Annotated in this window: 13 protein-coding genes; 3 read left to right on the forward strand and 10 right to left on the reverse strand. The window is 43.1% G+C overall.

What is annotated here, in order from left to right; all coding sequences use genetic code 11:
• Window positions 1-186: 186 nt before the first annotated feature.
• Complete coding sequence (locus tag Q7V32_RS03355) at window positions 187-354, forward strand: hypothetical protein (RefSeq protein ID WP_304895571.1); 168 nt, start codon at window positions 187-189, stop codon at window positions 352-354.
• 10 nt (window positions 355-364) lie between these two features.
• Window positions 365-1,558: a hypothetical protein gene (locus Q7V32_RS03360; protein WP_304895572.1), complete on the forward strand. Its 1,194-nt coding sequence runs from the start codon at window positions 365-367 to the stop codon at window positions 1,556-1,558.
• A gap of 20 nt (window positions 1,559-1,578) precedes the next feature.
• Here Q7V32_RS03360 and Q7V32_RS03365 read toward each other — a convergent pair whose 3' ends face one another.
• Both Q7V32_RS03365 and Q7V32_RS03370 read right to left on the reverse strand, forming a co-directional pair.
• The gene (locus Q7V32_RS03365) at window positions 1,579-4,443 is read right to left on the reverse strand and encodes an EAL domain-containing protein (RefSeq protein ID WP_304895573.1); all 2,865 of its coding nucleotides are present in this window, start codon (window positions 4,441-4,443) and stop codon (window positions 1,579-1,581) included.
• Between the two features lie 28 nt (window positions 4,444-4,471).
• Window positions 4,472-5,197 (reverse strand): PEP-CTERM/exosortase system-associated acyltransferase, encoded by a 726-nt coding sequence (locus Q7V32_RS03370; RefSeq protein WP_304895574.1) that lies wholly within the window; start codon window positions 5,195-5,197, stop codon window positions 4,472-4,474.
• Between the two features lie 88 nt (window positions 5,198-5,285).
• Between Q7V32_RS03370 and Q7V32_RS03375 the strand changes: the two genes are divergently transcribed.
• Entirely contained in the window at window positions 5,286-6,071 is a 786-nt protein-coding gene (locus Q7V32_RS03375; RefSeq protein WP_304895575.1) for a methyltransferase domain-containing protein, read from the forward strand.
• A gap of 245 nt (window positions 6,072-6,316) precedes the next feature.
• Here Q7V32_RS03375 and Q7V32_RS03380 read toward each other — a convergent pair whose 3' ends face one another.
• The 8 genes from Q7V32_RS03380 to Q7V32_RS03415 form a co-directional block, all read right to left on the reverse strand.
• Window positions 6,317-6,892, reverse strand: a complete 576-nt coding sequence (locus Q7V32_RS03380) for a DUF4405 domain-containing protein (protein ID WP_304895576.1) — start codon at window positions 6,890-6,892, stop codon at window positions 6,317-6,319.
• Between the two features lie 372 nt (window positions 6,893-7,264).
• Window positions 7,265-8,944, reverse strand: coding sequence for an NUDIX hydrolase (locus Q7V32_RS03385; RefSeq protein ID WP_304895577.1), 1,680 nt, complete (start codon window positions 8,942-8,944; stop codon window positions 7,265-7,267).
• A gap of 41 nt (window positions 8,945-8,985) precedes the next feature.
• The gene (locus Q7V32_RS03390; RefSeq protein WP_304895578.1) at window positions 8,986-9,372 is read right to left on the reverse strand and encodes a type II toxin-antitoxin system VapC family toxin; all 387 of its coding nucleotides are present in this window, start codon (window positions 9,370-9,372) and stop codon (window positions 8,986-8,988) included.
• Window positions 9,369-9,593 (reverse strand): hypothetical protein, encoded by a 225-nt coding sequence (locus tag Q7V32_RS03395; RefSeq protein ID WP_304895579.1) that lies wholly within the window; start codon window positions 9,591-9,593, stop codon window positions 9,369-9,371. Before Q7V32_RS03395 ends, Q7V32_RS03390 begins: the two co-directional genes overlap by 4 nt.
• 27 nt (window positions 9,594-9,620) lie before the next feature.
• Window positions 9,621-11,030: a hypothetical protein gene (locus Q7V32_RS03400; protein ID WP_304895580.1), complete on the reverse strand. Its 1,410-nt coding sequence runs from the start codon at window positions 11,028-11,030 to the stop codon at window positions 9,621-9,623.
• A gap of 9 nt (window positions 11,031-11,039) precedes the next feature.
• Window positions 11,040-12,425, reverse strand: a complete 1,386-nt coding sequence (locus Q7V32_RS03405) for a tetratricopeptide repeat protein (protein ID WP_304895581.1) — start codon at window positions 12,423-12,425, stop codon at window positions 11,040-11,042.
• Window positions 12,426-12,610: 185 nt separating this feature from the next.
• Window positions 12,611-13,045 carry a hypothetical protein gene (locus Q7V32_RS03410; RefSeq protein ID WP_304895582.1) on the reverse strand — a complete coding sequence of 145 codons (435 nt, stop codon included), beginning with the start codon at window positions 13,043-13,045 and terminating at the stop codon, window positions 12,611-12,613.
• 629 nt (window positions 13,046-13,674) lie between these two features.
• Window positions 13,675-15,285 carry a SagB/ThcOx family dehydrogenase gene (locus tag Q7V32_RS03415; protein ID WP_304895583.1) on the reverse strand — a complete coding sequence of 537 codons (1,611 nt, stop codon included), beginning with the start codon at window positions 15,283-15,285 and terminating at the stop codon, window positions 13,675-13,677.
• Window positions 15,286-15,295 lie beyond the last annotated feature (10 nt).

A 15,295-nucleotide genomic window follows, 5' to 3' on the forward strand; every position in this document is an offset into this window, starting at 1 on the left:
GGTTATTGAGAACAATTCTTATTAAATGACAGGCATTCCGAAAATAACTGGTTTTTGATGTGCCCGGAAAATTTTTTGAAAAATAAATCGCCCACTTTGATGCGGAAACTTTGAAAAAACGGCTTTTCCGTTCAGGCACTACATAAACTTTTTTGCAAACAGGTTTTAAATGTTTTTCCGCATCAGATGAGGCGTGGCTGGAACAAACTGGTATTTAGCGGAACAGGGCAAGCACCCGTACTGGTAAAAGACAAACAGGAAATGATCGAACGGATTAAAACCACTCCGGGTGGAGTCGGCTATTTAGTCGAAGACGACATAAAAGATTCGATCAGTATTTTGGACATTCAGTAAGGACTTAACCATGCGCCATACATACCTCATAAAAATCGGGTTAGCCTTCACTCTCATCCCTGGTTCCTTGTATACTCCAATTTTGTCTGCTGCCCCCGAATGGTTGCCCAAATCCGTTCAAATACATGGTTTTGCATCCCAAGGTTTAATTACCACGACGGATAATAATTTTTTTGGCAAAACAGATGATTCTGTTTCGTTTGATTTCAGAGAAATCGGTTTAAACGGTTCATGGAATGCATTGACCGATCTTCAACTCGCCATGCAAATCGTTTGGCGCGATGCCGGTAAAACCGATGATGGCGGCGTCAGAATTGACTACGGATTAGCCAGTTACAATCTTTTTTCCTCCGAATCGTCAGTGCTTACTATCCGAGGAGGAAGAGTACCCACCCCACTGGGTTTTTATAACGACACCCGCGATGTTGCCACAACCAGACCCAGTATTTTGCTGCCTCAATCGATTTATTTCGATGTTAACCGAAATCTGGCTTTATCCGCAGATGGCGGCTATTTATACGGCGAACATCAAACCGATTATGGTGATTTTACGGCTCACTTTGGCTTGATCATTCCGCGCATGGATGATCCGGATTTCAAGAATGTCATTGTGGGAAGTTCTCCAGGCAACATGGAAGGTGACGTATCCTGGGTGAGCAGGCTTGGTTATGAATGGCAGGGCGGACGCGTCAGATTGGCGGCCACTTATGCCGATTTTAACGGCGATTACAAACCCGAAGCCGGCGCTTTTCTGGAACCGGGCTCATGGCGATTCAATCCTTTAATCTTGTCCGCTCAATATAATGGCGAAAACTGGTCACTGACGGCCGAGTATGCGCTTAGACGGGCTCAATTGAAAAATTTCGGATTTCCATCGATTGACTTTACCGGACAAAGCTTTTATTTCCAGGGTACCTATGAACTGACCAAATCAATCGAGGGTATTGTCCGGTACGATGAACTTGTTTGGGATCTGGATGATAAAAAAGGCGACGCTTTTACCAATCTGACTGGCAAACCAGGACATTCACGGTTTGCCCAGGACTGGACGGTAGGCTTACGCTATAAGATATTGCCGTCTTTGATGTTAAGCGGCGAATACCATTTTATCAATGGCACCGGCTGGCTATCGGAATTGGAAAATAAAAATGGAACCACTCAACATTGGAATATGATGCTATTCATGTTGTCCTACAGCTTTTAACAAGTCAGCCAATGACGCTTTTAGTGAGTTTGTGATTGATAAAAGTCATAGTCCGGTGAGGGCAAAGGTTTGGCAATACCATATCCTTGAGCGTAATCAATCTGCAACTCATATAACTTTTCAAAAATACTGTCATTTTCCACAAATTCAGCGATCGTCTTGATGCCCATGCCATGCCCTATGCTGTTTATCGCTTTGACAAACAACTGGTCAACCTGATTGTCGAGAATGTTTTTAACAAAAGCACCGTCTATCTTGAGGTAACTCACCGGTAATTGTTTCAGATAATTCATTGATGAAAAACCCGAACCAAAATCATCCAACGCAAAACTCCCGCCAATACGATTTATTTGTGTGATGAAATCATGAGCGGCCTGAAGATTCGTAACCGCTTGTGTTTCAGTGACCTCAAAAATAAAGTGACTGGCATCCAGATCAAATTCTCTTAAAAGATGGGAGATTAATTCAAAAGCATTCGGAGCGGACAGCATCTCACCGGAAAGATTGATGGCTAATTTTATCTTTTTTCCAGCTTTTAGCAGGCTGGCCTGTTCTTTAAAAGCCAGTTCCAAGACGCGCTGATCCAATTGCAAGATCAAGCCCATCTGTTCCGCAACGGGAACAAACATGGCCGGAGGAATGATACTGCCATCATCATCCTTCATCCTGAGCAGGCATTCATAATGGGAAACACTTCTATCTGAAATCTTCATAATCGGTTGAAAATAAAGAACAAACCGGTTTTCAGCCAACCCTTTATCTATTTTTGTCTTCCAGTTGACACGGGTCTTGATTTCCAGCCTGTTAATATCTTCCTGGCTGGCCAATCGCCACCCGCCTCTGCCTCCCTGCTTGGCTCGATACATCGCCAAATCTGCCGTAGCCAGTAAATCCTGACTGGTACAGCTTTGTTCAGGAAAGACAATCAGACCGGCACTCACTGAAACCGTGTGCAGTTCTTCACCTACTGAAATGTGTACCGTCTTTAAATCATTACACAGTTTCTGAACAAATTCTTCGGCTTCTTTTTGAGTGACTTCAGGCAATAAAATAATAAATTCATCACCACCGAATCGTGCCACAACATCGGTTTTTCGTGTGGTTGCGCGAAGCTTTTCGGCCACTTTTATTAATAATTCATCGCCGATGTGATGACCGCTACTGTCGTTTACATACTTAAATTGGTCGATATCAAAAAAAATCAACGCTGAATTATGATCATAGCGAACCGCCATGGCTAAAGCATGGACCAATTCGGTTTCAAACTTTCGACGATTATAAAGCCCTGTCAATGGATCGTGTTCGGCCAGCCAGGTGAGTTGATTTTCATATTTACGCCGTTCGGTGAGATCCAGGCCAACCACTAAAATTTTATTGGACTCATCGGTCTTCCCTTCGTCCAAAAGCAACGGAGAAAAATACCATGAAATATAAAGTTCGTTACCGCCCATAGACAGGATGGCTGATTCTCTATGTTGTGTCCCCTTATGCGTTTTCAGCAACAAGTCAATTGAAGTCCGGACAAGCAAGCGCGCTCTTTGGTCAATCATTAAATTGATGAACTGCTTGCCTAACAACTCGTGTTCAGAATAGCTGGTTAATGTTTCTGTGAATTTATTTGCCGAACTAATCAGGCCTTTACTATCAATCGTGATGATCATCACTTGCGCTGTATTTAGTATGGTATCGATAAAGTTTTTTTCGGCTTGTAACTCCAGAGTTTGCAGGGACAGTTTTTGAGTCCGTTGATTGACCTGTTCATCCAAGTACTTGAGTGTAGAAATAAACTCGTGTGCGGTATCCTCAAGATCGTCAATTTCATCTTTAAAAAAAAGCTTTCTGCGTTTACGAGGCAAGAATTTTTTTGCGTCACTGTATTTTTTTTGCGAAATCAACGGTAAAGCGGTTATCAGACTCTTTAGGCGCCGGGTGGGACTGAGTAACAAAAACAAAAGAACACTGCCGGATAAAACAAAACTGAGCAAACCACTGATGGCATATAAATCCGTCGCTTTTTTGATATCAGCCAAGCCTTGGGTGATGTCTTCTATCAGGATGAGTAGCGTTTTGTTATGACCATTTAACGGCAGTCCGAGAATTTCATATTGCCTGTTCTCAAACCCAAAAAATACTGACTGTTTGGTTTGAGCCAGAGAATGCTCTTTACTCAACTCGCTCAGTAATCGTTTATTTTTATTGGCATCCGTCAAGGCAACAATATTAGCGTTCCAAAGCGCTAAATCCGATGTTGTGTTGTTTTGAGATATGTCGGGCAGATTGACAATGCCGACACTTGATCCCGTGATATTTTTCATTTGCAATACGATATCGGAAAGATCTATTCCAAAAATAAAAATACCTATAAATTCGCCTCTAAATAAAAACGGTGCTGCGTGAAAATGGATACAGGTTTGCTGGCATAAAATATTATCGAAAGGTTCTTCCTTGCTTATCACATACTCAAGCCATTCACTGAATTGTCCTTCATACAGCGTATTACCCCATGATCCAATCATGTTCCCTTGCCGGTTAAAAAGAAAGGCTGACTCTATGTCTGACTCTACTTCTATTTTGAACCAATTACGATCTAACTGATTTTTTATGACATCCAGCGCATTTTTTGTGCTTGTTGTTTCATCTGTCATGGCCGGTATCAGCCATCCAATATCGACTCTTTCATTTTGCACGCGCTCGATAATACCGGAGAAAATTTGCCGATATGAATTTCTAACACGCACTCTTTCTTGTTCATAGTTTTTTTCAAGGGTAATCTCGCCGAACATCACAATCGCGGCAGAAGCAAGGAAGGTAGCAAAACTGACAGCCAGAATTGCTTTCCAGACGAGACTAAAGAAAAGAAGTTTTCCGGCTGTTTTTGAAGTCATGGATAATCAATCAGAAGAACGTTGCCGCCTAACACCCCAAATCAGAACCTACCAAATCAAACAAGCCCTGATATTCCGGGACTAAATTATTAGCGGTACTGACAGGGTTAATCAAGAAAGGAGCCCGCTGACCGTAAAATTCGACCGTACCGCCAATTTGCATCAACACGACTCCAAATCTCTTCAGCAATTTAGCCAGACGAGGCTCCATCAAGGCAATACCATACTCTTTTTCTGATGCGAGCAGGAGATGAATTGCCGCAAAAGTCAGACACATGGGCATATAGTTAATGGCGAATCGACGATTTTGTTGATCGGAAGGTTGTTCATTCATTTCGCTGAAATCGGTATCGCAAGAACGTCTTCGAAAGGACGACAATATCGCCATTCTGGAAATCTCACCGGTTTTACAGTCATCCAATCCCTTAATGGATGTGCCGATAAAATCAAATGGCATTGGGTAATGTTTTTCTACCGGCAAGGAATTGTAGGGACTTGTTGATTTTGGAATCATTCTGACAGTACCTATAAAAGTTTGGCTGGGTTTATGAAGCAACAAACAATGATCGGCACATTCATCCCAAGAATCTGATTCACGTTGATTAAAAACCTGTTGCTCCGTAATCATTTGCTCCTCAACATAGTAAACATCATGCCGGATTTGAAAGGCATGGCTTTTTAACTCTTCTGTGGTGGCTTTAAGCATTTGGAAATAGTGCTGATAATGAGACGAGACATCCTGCCCACTAGTCATAAAATCTGACTCCCTATTAATTCAGAGGAACTTCGCTAGACTTAAAGAATAGTCGAATCAAAGAAATTAACCAGCAGGCGAGCGTCCCATGCAATCATTTAAAGGCAAAGTTACTACTCACTATTTGGCAGAGTCTTCCAAACTCTTTTCGTCAATCAAGGAAGCCAGTTATGAAAAAATGTTCATCGCAAACGGACATACGGTGCTTGATTTAGGCTGTGGTAGCGGAATTGACGTTATTACATTGGCCGACCGTGTCGGGCCAGGCGGGCAAGTAGTCGGCCTGGATCATGATAAAGACATGATAAAACAAGCAAACCAAAATTGCCTGGATGCAAATCTGAACAGTGATTATCTATTTGTGCAAGGCAGTGCGGATCACCTCCCTTTTAAATCAAACTTATTTTCCAGCTGCCGAAGCGAACGGCTTTTTATGCATCTGAGCCAACCCGATCAAACGCTGTCAGAACTACTTAGAGTCACTAAGCCTTCTGGAAGCATCGTGATTATCGATACGGACTGGGCCAGCCTGTCAATCGATAGTACTTTACCGGGAACAGAGCGGACCCTGTCCAACTATCGTATCAGTCATGTGCTCAAAAACGGTTACTCGGGACGATCGCTTTACAGACAATTTAAATCGCTGGATATTTCTAACATAAAAATTGAGGTTATCCCTATTTACCTGACCGATGTTGATCTTTTTTATTTTATTTCTTTACAAGATGCCATCGAGCAACAAGCGCTGTCTGATCGAGTCATTTCAGAAAAAGAACTGGGTTATTGGCGACATGAGATGGAACTAGCGGCGCAAAACGGCTCATTTTATTGCAGCGTCAATATCGTTATTGTCTCGGGCCAAAAACCCGATTGACTCAAAATTGCTGAGAACTTCAAAGCCAAGGTTTTTCGTGTTATCACGGATCTTTGCTTATCCCAGGAAATATTCCTTTTTTGTCCAGCAATTCTCAGTTTGATCTTTTCGGCGTCATTTTGGGCTGGGAAATACCTTTTGAGGAACGCCGTAAACCCTTCCTTTGGGGCTTGACAGCAGTCATCTGACCACCAAGGAGGGTGGAAATGCAGATTTTGTATTGATTTATCAGACTGCCTGCCAATTTATTGACGGTAAGATTTAACTGCGTCTCTGACGCTTGACAGCTCAAAACCGTATTTTCTTTTTAATTGCCCTAATTTTTCCTCTTTAGAAACAGTGTCAGGCAAACCCAGTTTTGACAGCAAATAGTCTGCAGGTACACCGGAAGCTTGCTCGAGCTCCAGTAAAGTCATAGCCCCACGGATATCCAAATTCTCAGAATGACCGCCCTGACGCACTTGTGTTTCTGAAGTTTCAATCGGAACAAACAAGGGAGCCACTCCGATTGCGACCAGTGTGAGAATACCCACCACACCCAAGCCTAAACGCAAACCCGAGTTTTCTGATGCACGCCCCGAGAAAACGCCGGCTATCCAGCGCCAATGGACTACTAAATGCAGCGCCAGTACGGAAAAAAATACGACCGAAATCCAGAAGTGAACAGTCCCCCACTCATGCCGGTCAAGTCCCATGAGCGTGCTAGTCCGACCGCTACCCGGAGGCAACAGATAACGCAACAGCACACCGGTCGTGGTCAAAAAAACAAAGCCGGCAAAAGCGATGCTATCGATCAAACAATTTATGCGCGTTTGTTTCATGGCAAAATGTGTGTATTCGGAATTAGATGTTGAATTCGCCCAAGACGAAAGGTATGCGAAAGTTTTAAATAGAATATGCTCATTATATTTGACAGTATTTTGTCCCTTGTATAATCACCGAACTGTCCCCCAAAATGCCTGATTGTATGAGTTATTTAATTTTCATTCCTAGCTGACGGTTTACAGTTTGTAACCTTTATATGGGCTTTAAGGAGTGGCGTAAGCCTTGCGCGGAACACCGAAGACCCTACCATGGGGGCTTGACGGCAGCATTCCTGCTGCCGAAATCCTCGCAAAGCTTAAGCCACCCCTTTTTTATCGTCAAACCGGGAATTACTGGATCGAATCAGCAAAACTCGCTTACCTTGTTGTTTAGTATTGAACCAGATAAGGCAATACAAACCGAATGCCGGCTCCATCCTGCCGAATCAAGTTCCGCAGGCCCAATGCCTTGAATCTCGGTTCTTTATGTAGGCTTTTTTTATAGTTGTCCTCGGTGCTCGACGCCACTTTGTCGTGAATACTAAAATCGCCATCTGCCAAGGTTTTCAGGCGTTTGGCAAAACTATGACTTATTTCAAAACGCTCTGTTTTGTCTGGCAAGACACCCAAGGCCGTATGGAAACCTTTTCGGCCAATATAGACCGCAACTTTGTTTTCTTTACAATCTGAAGCATCATTTGCAACCGTAAACGAAAATAAATCTTCGCTGAAGAAAACGGTTTCCGGCCTGATGGATAACCGAAACAAACGATCCCGGCGATTTTCCATCGCCAACTCGCTGCTGACCAAGTAGCGCGCTAGCGCTATCAATTCAAGCCGAATCGGTGATTGTTCATCCACTTCAAGCCAGCCATGAGGATGCAAAACGACATTTGCGTCGAGTGCAGCAAAATCAAATCCACGCAAATGAGCAGCCAAGGCCAATACTAGCGCCAATTGACGGGGGCTTAATGGCAATTCCAATTGCTTTTCCTTGCCCAGCACACCTGCATACAGCGGCTTGCCGGAATCGATAGGTAAGGTAATGCCGTATTTTTCTTTATCCGATAAATAACCCGCAACAAAACTATCCGGTAGCGCCGATAACGCGGTCACTAGCGCCGCACGATTGCCGTCAAATTCGTCATACAACGCTTTGATATACGGAATTTTGCCGTCTGTGGTTTCGCCTTGTTCGATGTCAGCCAGTGAAAACCAAGTTAAACGCTGGTCTGAGCTGATTTTTTGTTGCAAAAACAGATAACCTTCCAGCGTCAATTCAATCTGAAAAATATCCAGATAATATTCGGTTAATGCATGATTCGGGGCGGTGCCTTGCACTTGCCGATAGGGCTTTAAACTGCGCCAAGGTTTAAACGTGTAATGGGATTCAAACAGCAAGCCCGCTTCTTCGCGAAGCTCGCGTTTTAACGTTTCTGGCAAGGCACTTTGGATTAATTCGGAATTTGCAGATTGCAGCGCTTTAAGTACCGCTGTTTTATCGGCTATGAGAAGATCGTTTTGATTAGCTCGACCACCGAGTAAGCCATAATCCCCCGCTGCTTTTTCGAAACGTTTTTTTGTATCCTCACGTTGATAAAACAAAATCTTGCCGTCGAGTTTGATGATGCTCCAGGCCACATAGCCATATCGAATCGGCTGCGCCTGTTGATTGACATGGTGTTGAACGCGCGCCTGCTCCAGGCACTTTAATACATCGCGTTGCTGATCCTTTCGGTCGATGCCTATATCTTGAGTATTCCAAAAGTTGGCGGCAAACAAACGGGAGTCAGTATCTGCCATTGCCGTTAACACCGATGTTGCCAGCAATTGCGCCGGAAACGATACAAAACACCATTCGCCTTTTTGCAAATAATCAAGATTGAATACAGCTAAGGTATTAAGCAAGGCTTCTAATAGCGCTACGGTATTTTCAGCAATACCCCTATTGACGGATTGTTTGCAAATCAAGTCAATTAAGACTTCACGGGGTACGCTATCAAAATCGCCTTCTTCTTCGGCGTAATGGGGGAGAATGGAAATAAGTGGTCGAATAAAGGGTGCAGACATACGATTTTCCTTAATCGGAACAAGCTTGATGCATCAATAGCTCACCAAACAACCTGCACGGGGTAATCTACAAACACATGATCAATCGTGACAATTGCCATGCCTTCGATAATAGCCTGGGCAATGATAATACGGTCAAACGGATCTTTATGATGCGTTGGTAATTGCGCTAAATAGTTAATGTGCAATAAATCTATCGGCAATAACTTGATGTTATTTTCTTGGATATTTTTAATCACTAATTCTTCAATAGGGATGGCTAACGATAACTTACCCAATTGATGTTTTATTTGCATTTCCCATGGCGATGCCATACTCAAATAAAATTCATGCTCACCAGAACTACATAGCTCTTTAACCGCTTGGGAAAGTCGCTCTGACTCATCGTTAAGCCAAAGAAAAGTGTGGGTATCGAGCAATAATTTCACACCTGCCCCTCTAGCCAAAAACTGTCAGGGAATGCTTCATTAAAGTCATCGCTCACCTGTATTTTTCCTTTGAACAAGCCTAAAGTCAGCGGTTTCAAGTGATGTTCAGTTTCTTCATACATCACAATGACTTTGGCCTTATGGGCATTAATGGATTTTGGTAATTGCAAATGAATTTGCTGATTATGGTCAATCTCTGCGGATAACTCGATGGCTTGCATGGTTATTTTCCTTTTAGCTAGTGGTTTTTATGAAAAGCTGCGAGTGTAGATATGCCGTGCTACTTCAAAAAGATATTCCGGTTTTTTATAATCAAAATATTTGAATTGATAATTTAAAGCAGCGAAGTCTTTAATTTGATCGTCATTTGGTGGAATATAAACCCCGCCACTCGATGTTAAAAACCAAAAGGTTTGATAAAGTCCTTTAATAAGTAATTCACTGCCGCTACCTTTTTCTTTATGTTTTTGTAGATTATTTAATGCATCGTGATAGTTAATGGCTTGCCAAGTATTGCCTGTTGCTTTTAGCAATAAGGCATAGTTTTCTACTAAAGGTATATTTCTCCCTGTAAGGTTTCTCTCGTTTCTTTTCTTTGGATTATCACCGATTCTATTTGTCATTTCATCCGCTGAAATGACATTTGTAAATAAACTCAACAAATGCTTTTCGTAAGGTAACAAGTCGTCGCCTAAATCAAACATTGCCCGCATATTAACAATGAATAAATAGGCGACATCTTGCGGGGTTAACTGCTCAAATACTTTGCTATGTGCCAACCAGTTACGCGTCATTTTCATAATCCATGAAAATGCAAAGAGTTCTTTTTGGCTATTTAGTTGTTTTGGTTCGGCTGCTTCCCATTCATGTGCCAAAATTCTGATAAAAAGCTTATACAGCGAAGTGGAGTCTTTATTTTCATGGATAGACAGGGGCAAAAATTGTTCTAAAACGTCTAAATAATCATGAAAATCTTCAAGACTGGGCTTTTTTTCAGGGTCTTTGACAAAATCCTTAAACCGTAATTTATCTTCACTTAACGTTTTCAAATGCCGGCAACCTTCAATAATCCCCCGCCGCAACCGTGAATATGGATTTTCATAACAGGTTTTCACCCATGCCTGCACTTCCGGTGCCGATTTTTCGTAAATCGTTGGCAATGCAATTTTTGCGGTTTTAAAGGCGTCTCGTGTGGATGTTGAGTTCTCACCATGGTTGGAACAAAACAATATGTGCTGTTTTGGAAAGCCCAGTTCAACGACTAATTCGGTATAAAGATAATAACCTGCCAGAGCTTTAAGTTTGGCGCATTCCTCTTTTAGCCGTTGCTCTTCTTCCTTTTCATCGACTGGTTTTTGGTAGTCCTGGAAGGTTTCAAGCAAAGCTAACACGTCGGTATTAATCGTATCGTCTTGGGAATAAGCAGCTAAATCTATATCGAGAATGATGTAATCAATTTTCCCCAAGTTTTGCCTAATAAACCCCAAGCCATCCTGAAAGCTCAGTTCAATATAAATGCCTTGCGCTTCTAAATTCTTTTTTAGCTGCTGTTTTTTATTGGCAAATTGCTGCTCATCAATATTGATACCGCCAAGCACTTCCGTTGCGGTGATTTTTGGGGAGTTTTCAAAATCTTCTATCCATAAAAAATAACTCATTGCTCGCCTTCATTTAGAAATTAAAAGTTCATTGGGTATACCAAACTCTACAACAAATTCATCCTGCGGTACGGGTTTAGTAAATGCACTGCCTGTCTTGCGCGCTAAGGCCGATAAAAAGGAGTGCCCTTTATGGCTGCCTTTGATAATTGTGCGTTCACTTCGAATGCTGGGATTGCGACAAGTCAAAACTTGAAAACCCCCACGTTCAGTCCATTCCACGATAACCGATTCCTTGCTTGCCGATGAATAATACTTAAAGGCATTCACCAGTATTTCATTGAGTAGAATGGTGATGAACGATTCGGTCACGCCGTATTCTTTAAATTGAAACTCTGCATGTTCAAAACCGATAAGTTCAAGTTTAAAAAAGTGCTGTTCGAGCCAGTCAAAGCGTTGCTCCAGTGAATCCGACTGATTTAATAACAGCGCGAAACTTTGCTCCCATTCAACTTGTAACGCTTGTTCCAGTTCAAAATAGTCCTCACACCAGGTTTTATAGCTTACCTGCTCTTCGCACTGGCCGTGCGCCTTGGCATAAGCCATGTAATGTTGCTGGATTTTTTCCGCACCTGATACCGAAAGTAAGTGTAGTAAAATCATATCCAGGGTTTTACTAAAAACTGTCACCAGTCTGCCGCTGCCTTGGCGATCTTGCTTGATTTTATCTTTAAGGATTTCGGCATCGGTGGAAATGATGCTGAAAATGTTTAACAAACCGCGCATGGTTTGCGCTGCTTCGGTATACAGCTTGACCTGATTATCGTGAGTGGTGTTGTAGATAATCGCATCCAGAGGACTGCGGAATTTATGGGCGAACATTGACATCATGTCTTCTAGTTCTTTTTTTGCGTCCTGCAATTGTTTCTTTTTTTCATCAAGTTCTTTCGAAATTTCTATAACATGACGATAAGTATCTGTATGCAGTGAATTATGGCATCTTTCTCTATCTTCTGATGATTGATAAAGGCTAATAGCTTTGTTAATGTCATCAAAAGCAAGTTCGAAGTTTTTTTGCATCGCATAACAGAGACTACGTTCCTCGTATCCCTGCGCTGCATAAAAATCTAATTGAAAAGATTCTTGGGTAAGGGTGATAAGTTCATGACTTCCTTCCTCATTATTCCAGGTTGTCCGATTATTCGCATCATGAAGCTCTTTTAACTGAATAACCTTGTTACAGTCCGCTATGCAAAGTTCATACTTTTCATCGGCTCTATAACACATGGCTCTATAAATATAAGCCTCAAAAAAATTAGGATCTAACTCGATGGCATTTGAAAATTTATCTATCGCGGAGATAACATCACTTTGCTCAAGATAGTTAAGCCCCAAATCAAAATATTTTTTTGCAGATGGCTCGTTCAATATAATTCTCCCTAAATAAACCGCCAAAAAACAATATTCACCATAAAAACTAAATGGGATTATTTTCGTCAAATACATTTAAGTGACAAAGCATTTTCATAAAATAATCTCATAATATCGTCCGATCAAATATTCGATTGATTTGGAAGCAATGCAATTGCCTCCAAATCACACGCCACAGTTTTAGATGGAAAGCGTGGATTGCAAAGTTTTTACTTTTTTGGGCGTGATTTGCCGAATTTGAAAGCCGCTGCAACTGTTCCGCCTAGTGCAATTACTCCACCTCCAATAGCAATTGGAATAGCCCAAACTGGCGCAGTCCCTATTCCCACAATCGCAAGTGCTGGGCCAGTCCAACTGCCTATGGCAATTCCTGCTGCAGCAAATGGTACAGTCGCGGCCATTCCAACACCTCCTGATACCAGTCCTACACTCGAACCAATAACTCCACCAGTTATTCCCCCAATTGTCGCGCCTACTGCGCTAATTGTTGCCGTAGCTGATGTACCTGCTGCAACTATACCGATGTTCAATGCCGTGGTGCCTCCAACGATAGATGCGCTAATGGCTATGTTCTGCGCAATTTTTTTCTTGACGGGCGAATTAATCGCTTCATTGCTTTTATCGTTTGCATTGAAAGAGTTCATGTCTTTTTCTCCGGTTGTTGTCGTTGAATTGTTTGTTCTTGTGACTTAAATAAGCCAGCAAGCCATTCTTAATTTATAAATTTATACAGCGGGTTTGTTGCTTATGCCGCCGTCTCAACATGGTGTGTAGTATCCGGGAAAGACTTGGCGTTGTAATGGGAGAACTGTGGGAATTTTTTAAATCATCAATGAGCCGTTGAATCGAGGTAAGTTACATTTTGAAATGCGTTAGACAAAAATTGTTCAAGGGAAAATTAACCGGCTGCTTTATGTTGGTATGCTGCCTATCGGAAATCTAAAGCGAAGGTAAGCCGCGGTTGAAAGTTACCATCATCGCCTCAACATCAAATTACGAATATCCCTGAATTTTTAGAAAAAAGGGCTGGGGGGAAGCTTTTTGAGGATACCCACAACAGGGCAGATTGTTATTCCGGACAAAATCTGCATTTCCACCTTCCTTGGCGCTCAGATGCTACAGCCAAGCCCCCATGGAAGGGTTTACGGCATTCCTCAAAAAGCTTTTCCCAGCCCAATATGACGCCGAAAAGATCAAACTGAAAATTGCTGGGATCACTGATTCAAGAAGACAAGCACCACTACAACTTTCGTAAGCTCATTAGGTCATGCCATCACTCGGCTTGATTAAGATGAAAATAAGCAGGAAGGGTTTGCAAGCGTTTATCTTCTAAAGCCTTGCCGACGGTAAAATGATAAATACTTTGAAAACGACTGTCGGTTATACCCAATACTTCATGAACCGCATCGTCAAAAAAACAACCGATACCCGTCCCGCGCATGCCAAAAGTTTCAGCTTCAAGATACAAGGCCTGACCGATCAGGCCGCTTTCCCAAAACAGTCGGCGGTAGCGCCAGGGTTCATTCTCCAGCTCGTCGCCGAATTCGGCCACCATAGCCAGACTAAACGCGCCATCGGAGGCTATCCCCTGATGACACGACAAGGTTTTTGCCGCCTTTCTGCAATCGGCGCGTAATAAACAATAAAGATCCAGCTGCTCGGGAGTCCCGTCTACCGGTTCCCAGATAAACGCATCCTGCATTGTTTCTTTGAGCGTCTCCAGACGTTCCGGATCACGCAGTAAAGCATACAAACCCGGCGGCAAACCTTCGACCCGGTGTACAAACAGAAACAAATGGATTTTTGGAGACCAGGGCCAAAGATCGAAAGGCACTTGGCTACATGGCATTACCGCCTGCAAAAGATGAAAGAATTCGGCCAGAGCGAGAGGTGTTTGCGCATCAAATTGCTGTGCGCTTCTGCGCTGACGAATAATATCGACCGCCGGTTGCGATGCAGGCTTTAAGACCAGGCGATGATCGGACGTTCGAGGTTCGCAGTGTTCAGATGTACTGGGTTTTATTGTTGCTTGAGCCGCTTCATCGATTACCGGCCACTGATAATGGTGATAGTGGCTCAAGCGGTTTGCCTTACCGAACCAGTGATCGATTGCCAAATCGGCCAAGTCTATGGAATTCATACCGGAGGCGGATTCGAATGCGCCCGTGTGAATCCGGCACAACACATCAGGAGACTCGGTTTCCTTGGGAAGAAAATCCTGCTCTCTATCCAATCCCAACAAGCCTGAAATATCGGCATCGCTTACTTCGGCAAGTATTTCTACCCGCCAGCCTTGAATCGCAGCCGCATAACGTAAGGCAGCCAAGGCGTGGCCTATGTCATGCTGGCAATAGCGAAACGCCCGCTCGCCGTATTTCCAGGCTTCCCGCCAATGAATGGAAGACAAACCGATCAATAGTCCCTGAAATTCAGGCAAGGTGTTCCATTCGCCCCGTTTTTCCAGCACATGATCGTGACTCAGATAATGATAGAGGCCTGCCGGTAAATCCTCAGCGGCCGTGTTGATCAGATAAGCTTCGGTAGGATGAAGGTTGCCGCTGGATGGATTACAGCGAAGCGCCCAGCGGTCACCGCCGTATTGTTTCCAGGCAGAAAGACCGAAAGCCAATTCCAGCATCAATCCCAGACTTAGAAGACTGACGGCTTGAACCTCGATTTTTTCACCTTGCTGCAACAGACTAAAAGCAGGCGCCGGAACCTGTCCCGCCAAGGGGAGTTTAAATCGTGTGCTGCCTTCAAACCGTCTAAATGGATCCGGTTGATCGGCCCAATCCAGAGCCCCCGGACCTTGAGCATAATGATCAAGAAAATGTTTGGTTCGCTGATGGTATTGCAAAATGCTGATCGGCTGTTGAGTAGCCATGGTGATATCG

Source organism: Methylicorpusculum sp., assembly GCF_030651835.1.
Lineage (GTDB): Bacteria > Pseudomonadota > Gammaproteobacteria > Methylococcales > Methylomonadaceae > Methylicorpusculum.

Bases quoted from the DNA above. Each gene is read 5' to 3' on its own strand.
- Q7V32_RS03380 (WP_304895576.1), bottom strand. From the start codon at position 6,892: ATGAAACAAACGCGCATAAATTGTTTGATCGATAGCATCGCTTTTGCC.
- Q7V32_RS03355 (WP_304895571.1), top strand. From the start codon at position 187: ATGAGGCGTGGCTGGAACAAACTGGTATTTAGCGGAACAGGGCAAGCA.
- Q7V32_RS03400 (WP_304895580.1), bottom strand. From the start codon at position 11,030: ATGAGTTATTTTTTATGGATAGAAGATTTTGAAAACTCCCCAAAAATC.
- Q7V32_RS03410 (WP_304895582.1), bottom strand. From the start codon at position 13,045: ATGAACTCTTTCAATGCAAACGATAAAAGCAATGAAGCGATTAATTCG.
- Q7V32_RS03385 (WP_304895577.1), bottom strand. From the start codon at position 8,944: ATGTCTGCACCCTTTATTCGACCACTTATTTCCATTCTCCCCCATTAC.
- Q7V32_RS03370 (WP_304895574.1), bottom strand. From the start codon at position 5,197: ATGACTAGTGGGCAGGATGTCTCGTCTCATTATCAGCACTATTTCCAA.
- Q7V32_RS03360 (WP_304895572.1), top strand. From the start codon at position 365: ATGCGCCATACATACCTCATAAAAATCGGGTTAGCCTTCACTCTCATC.
- Q7V32_RS03415 (WP_304895583.1), bottom strand. From the start codon at position 15,285: ATGGCTACTCAACAGCCGATCAGCATTTTGCAATACCATCAGCGAACC.
- Q7V32_RS03395 (WP_304895579.1), bottom strand. From the start codon at position 9,593: ATGCAAGCCATCGAGTTATCCGCAGAGATTGACCATAATCAGCAAATT.
- Q7V32_RS03365 (WP_304895573.1), bottom strand. From the start codon at position 4,443: ATGACTTCAAAAACAGCCGGAAAACTTCTTTTCTTTAGTCTCGTCTGG.
- Q7V32_RS03375 (WP_304895575.1), top strand. From the start codon at position 5,286: ATGCAATCATTTAAAGGCAAAGTTACTACTCACTATTTGGCAGAGTCT.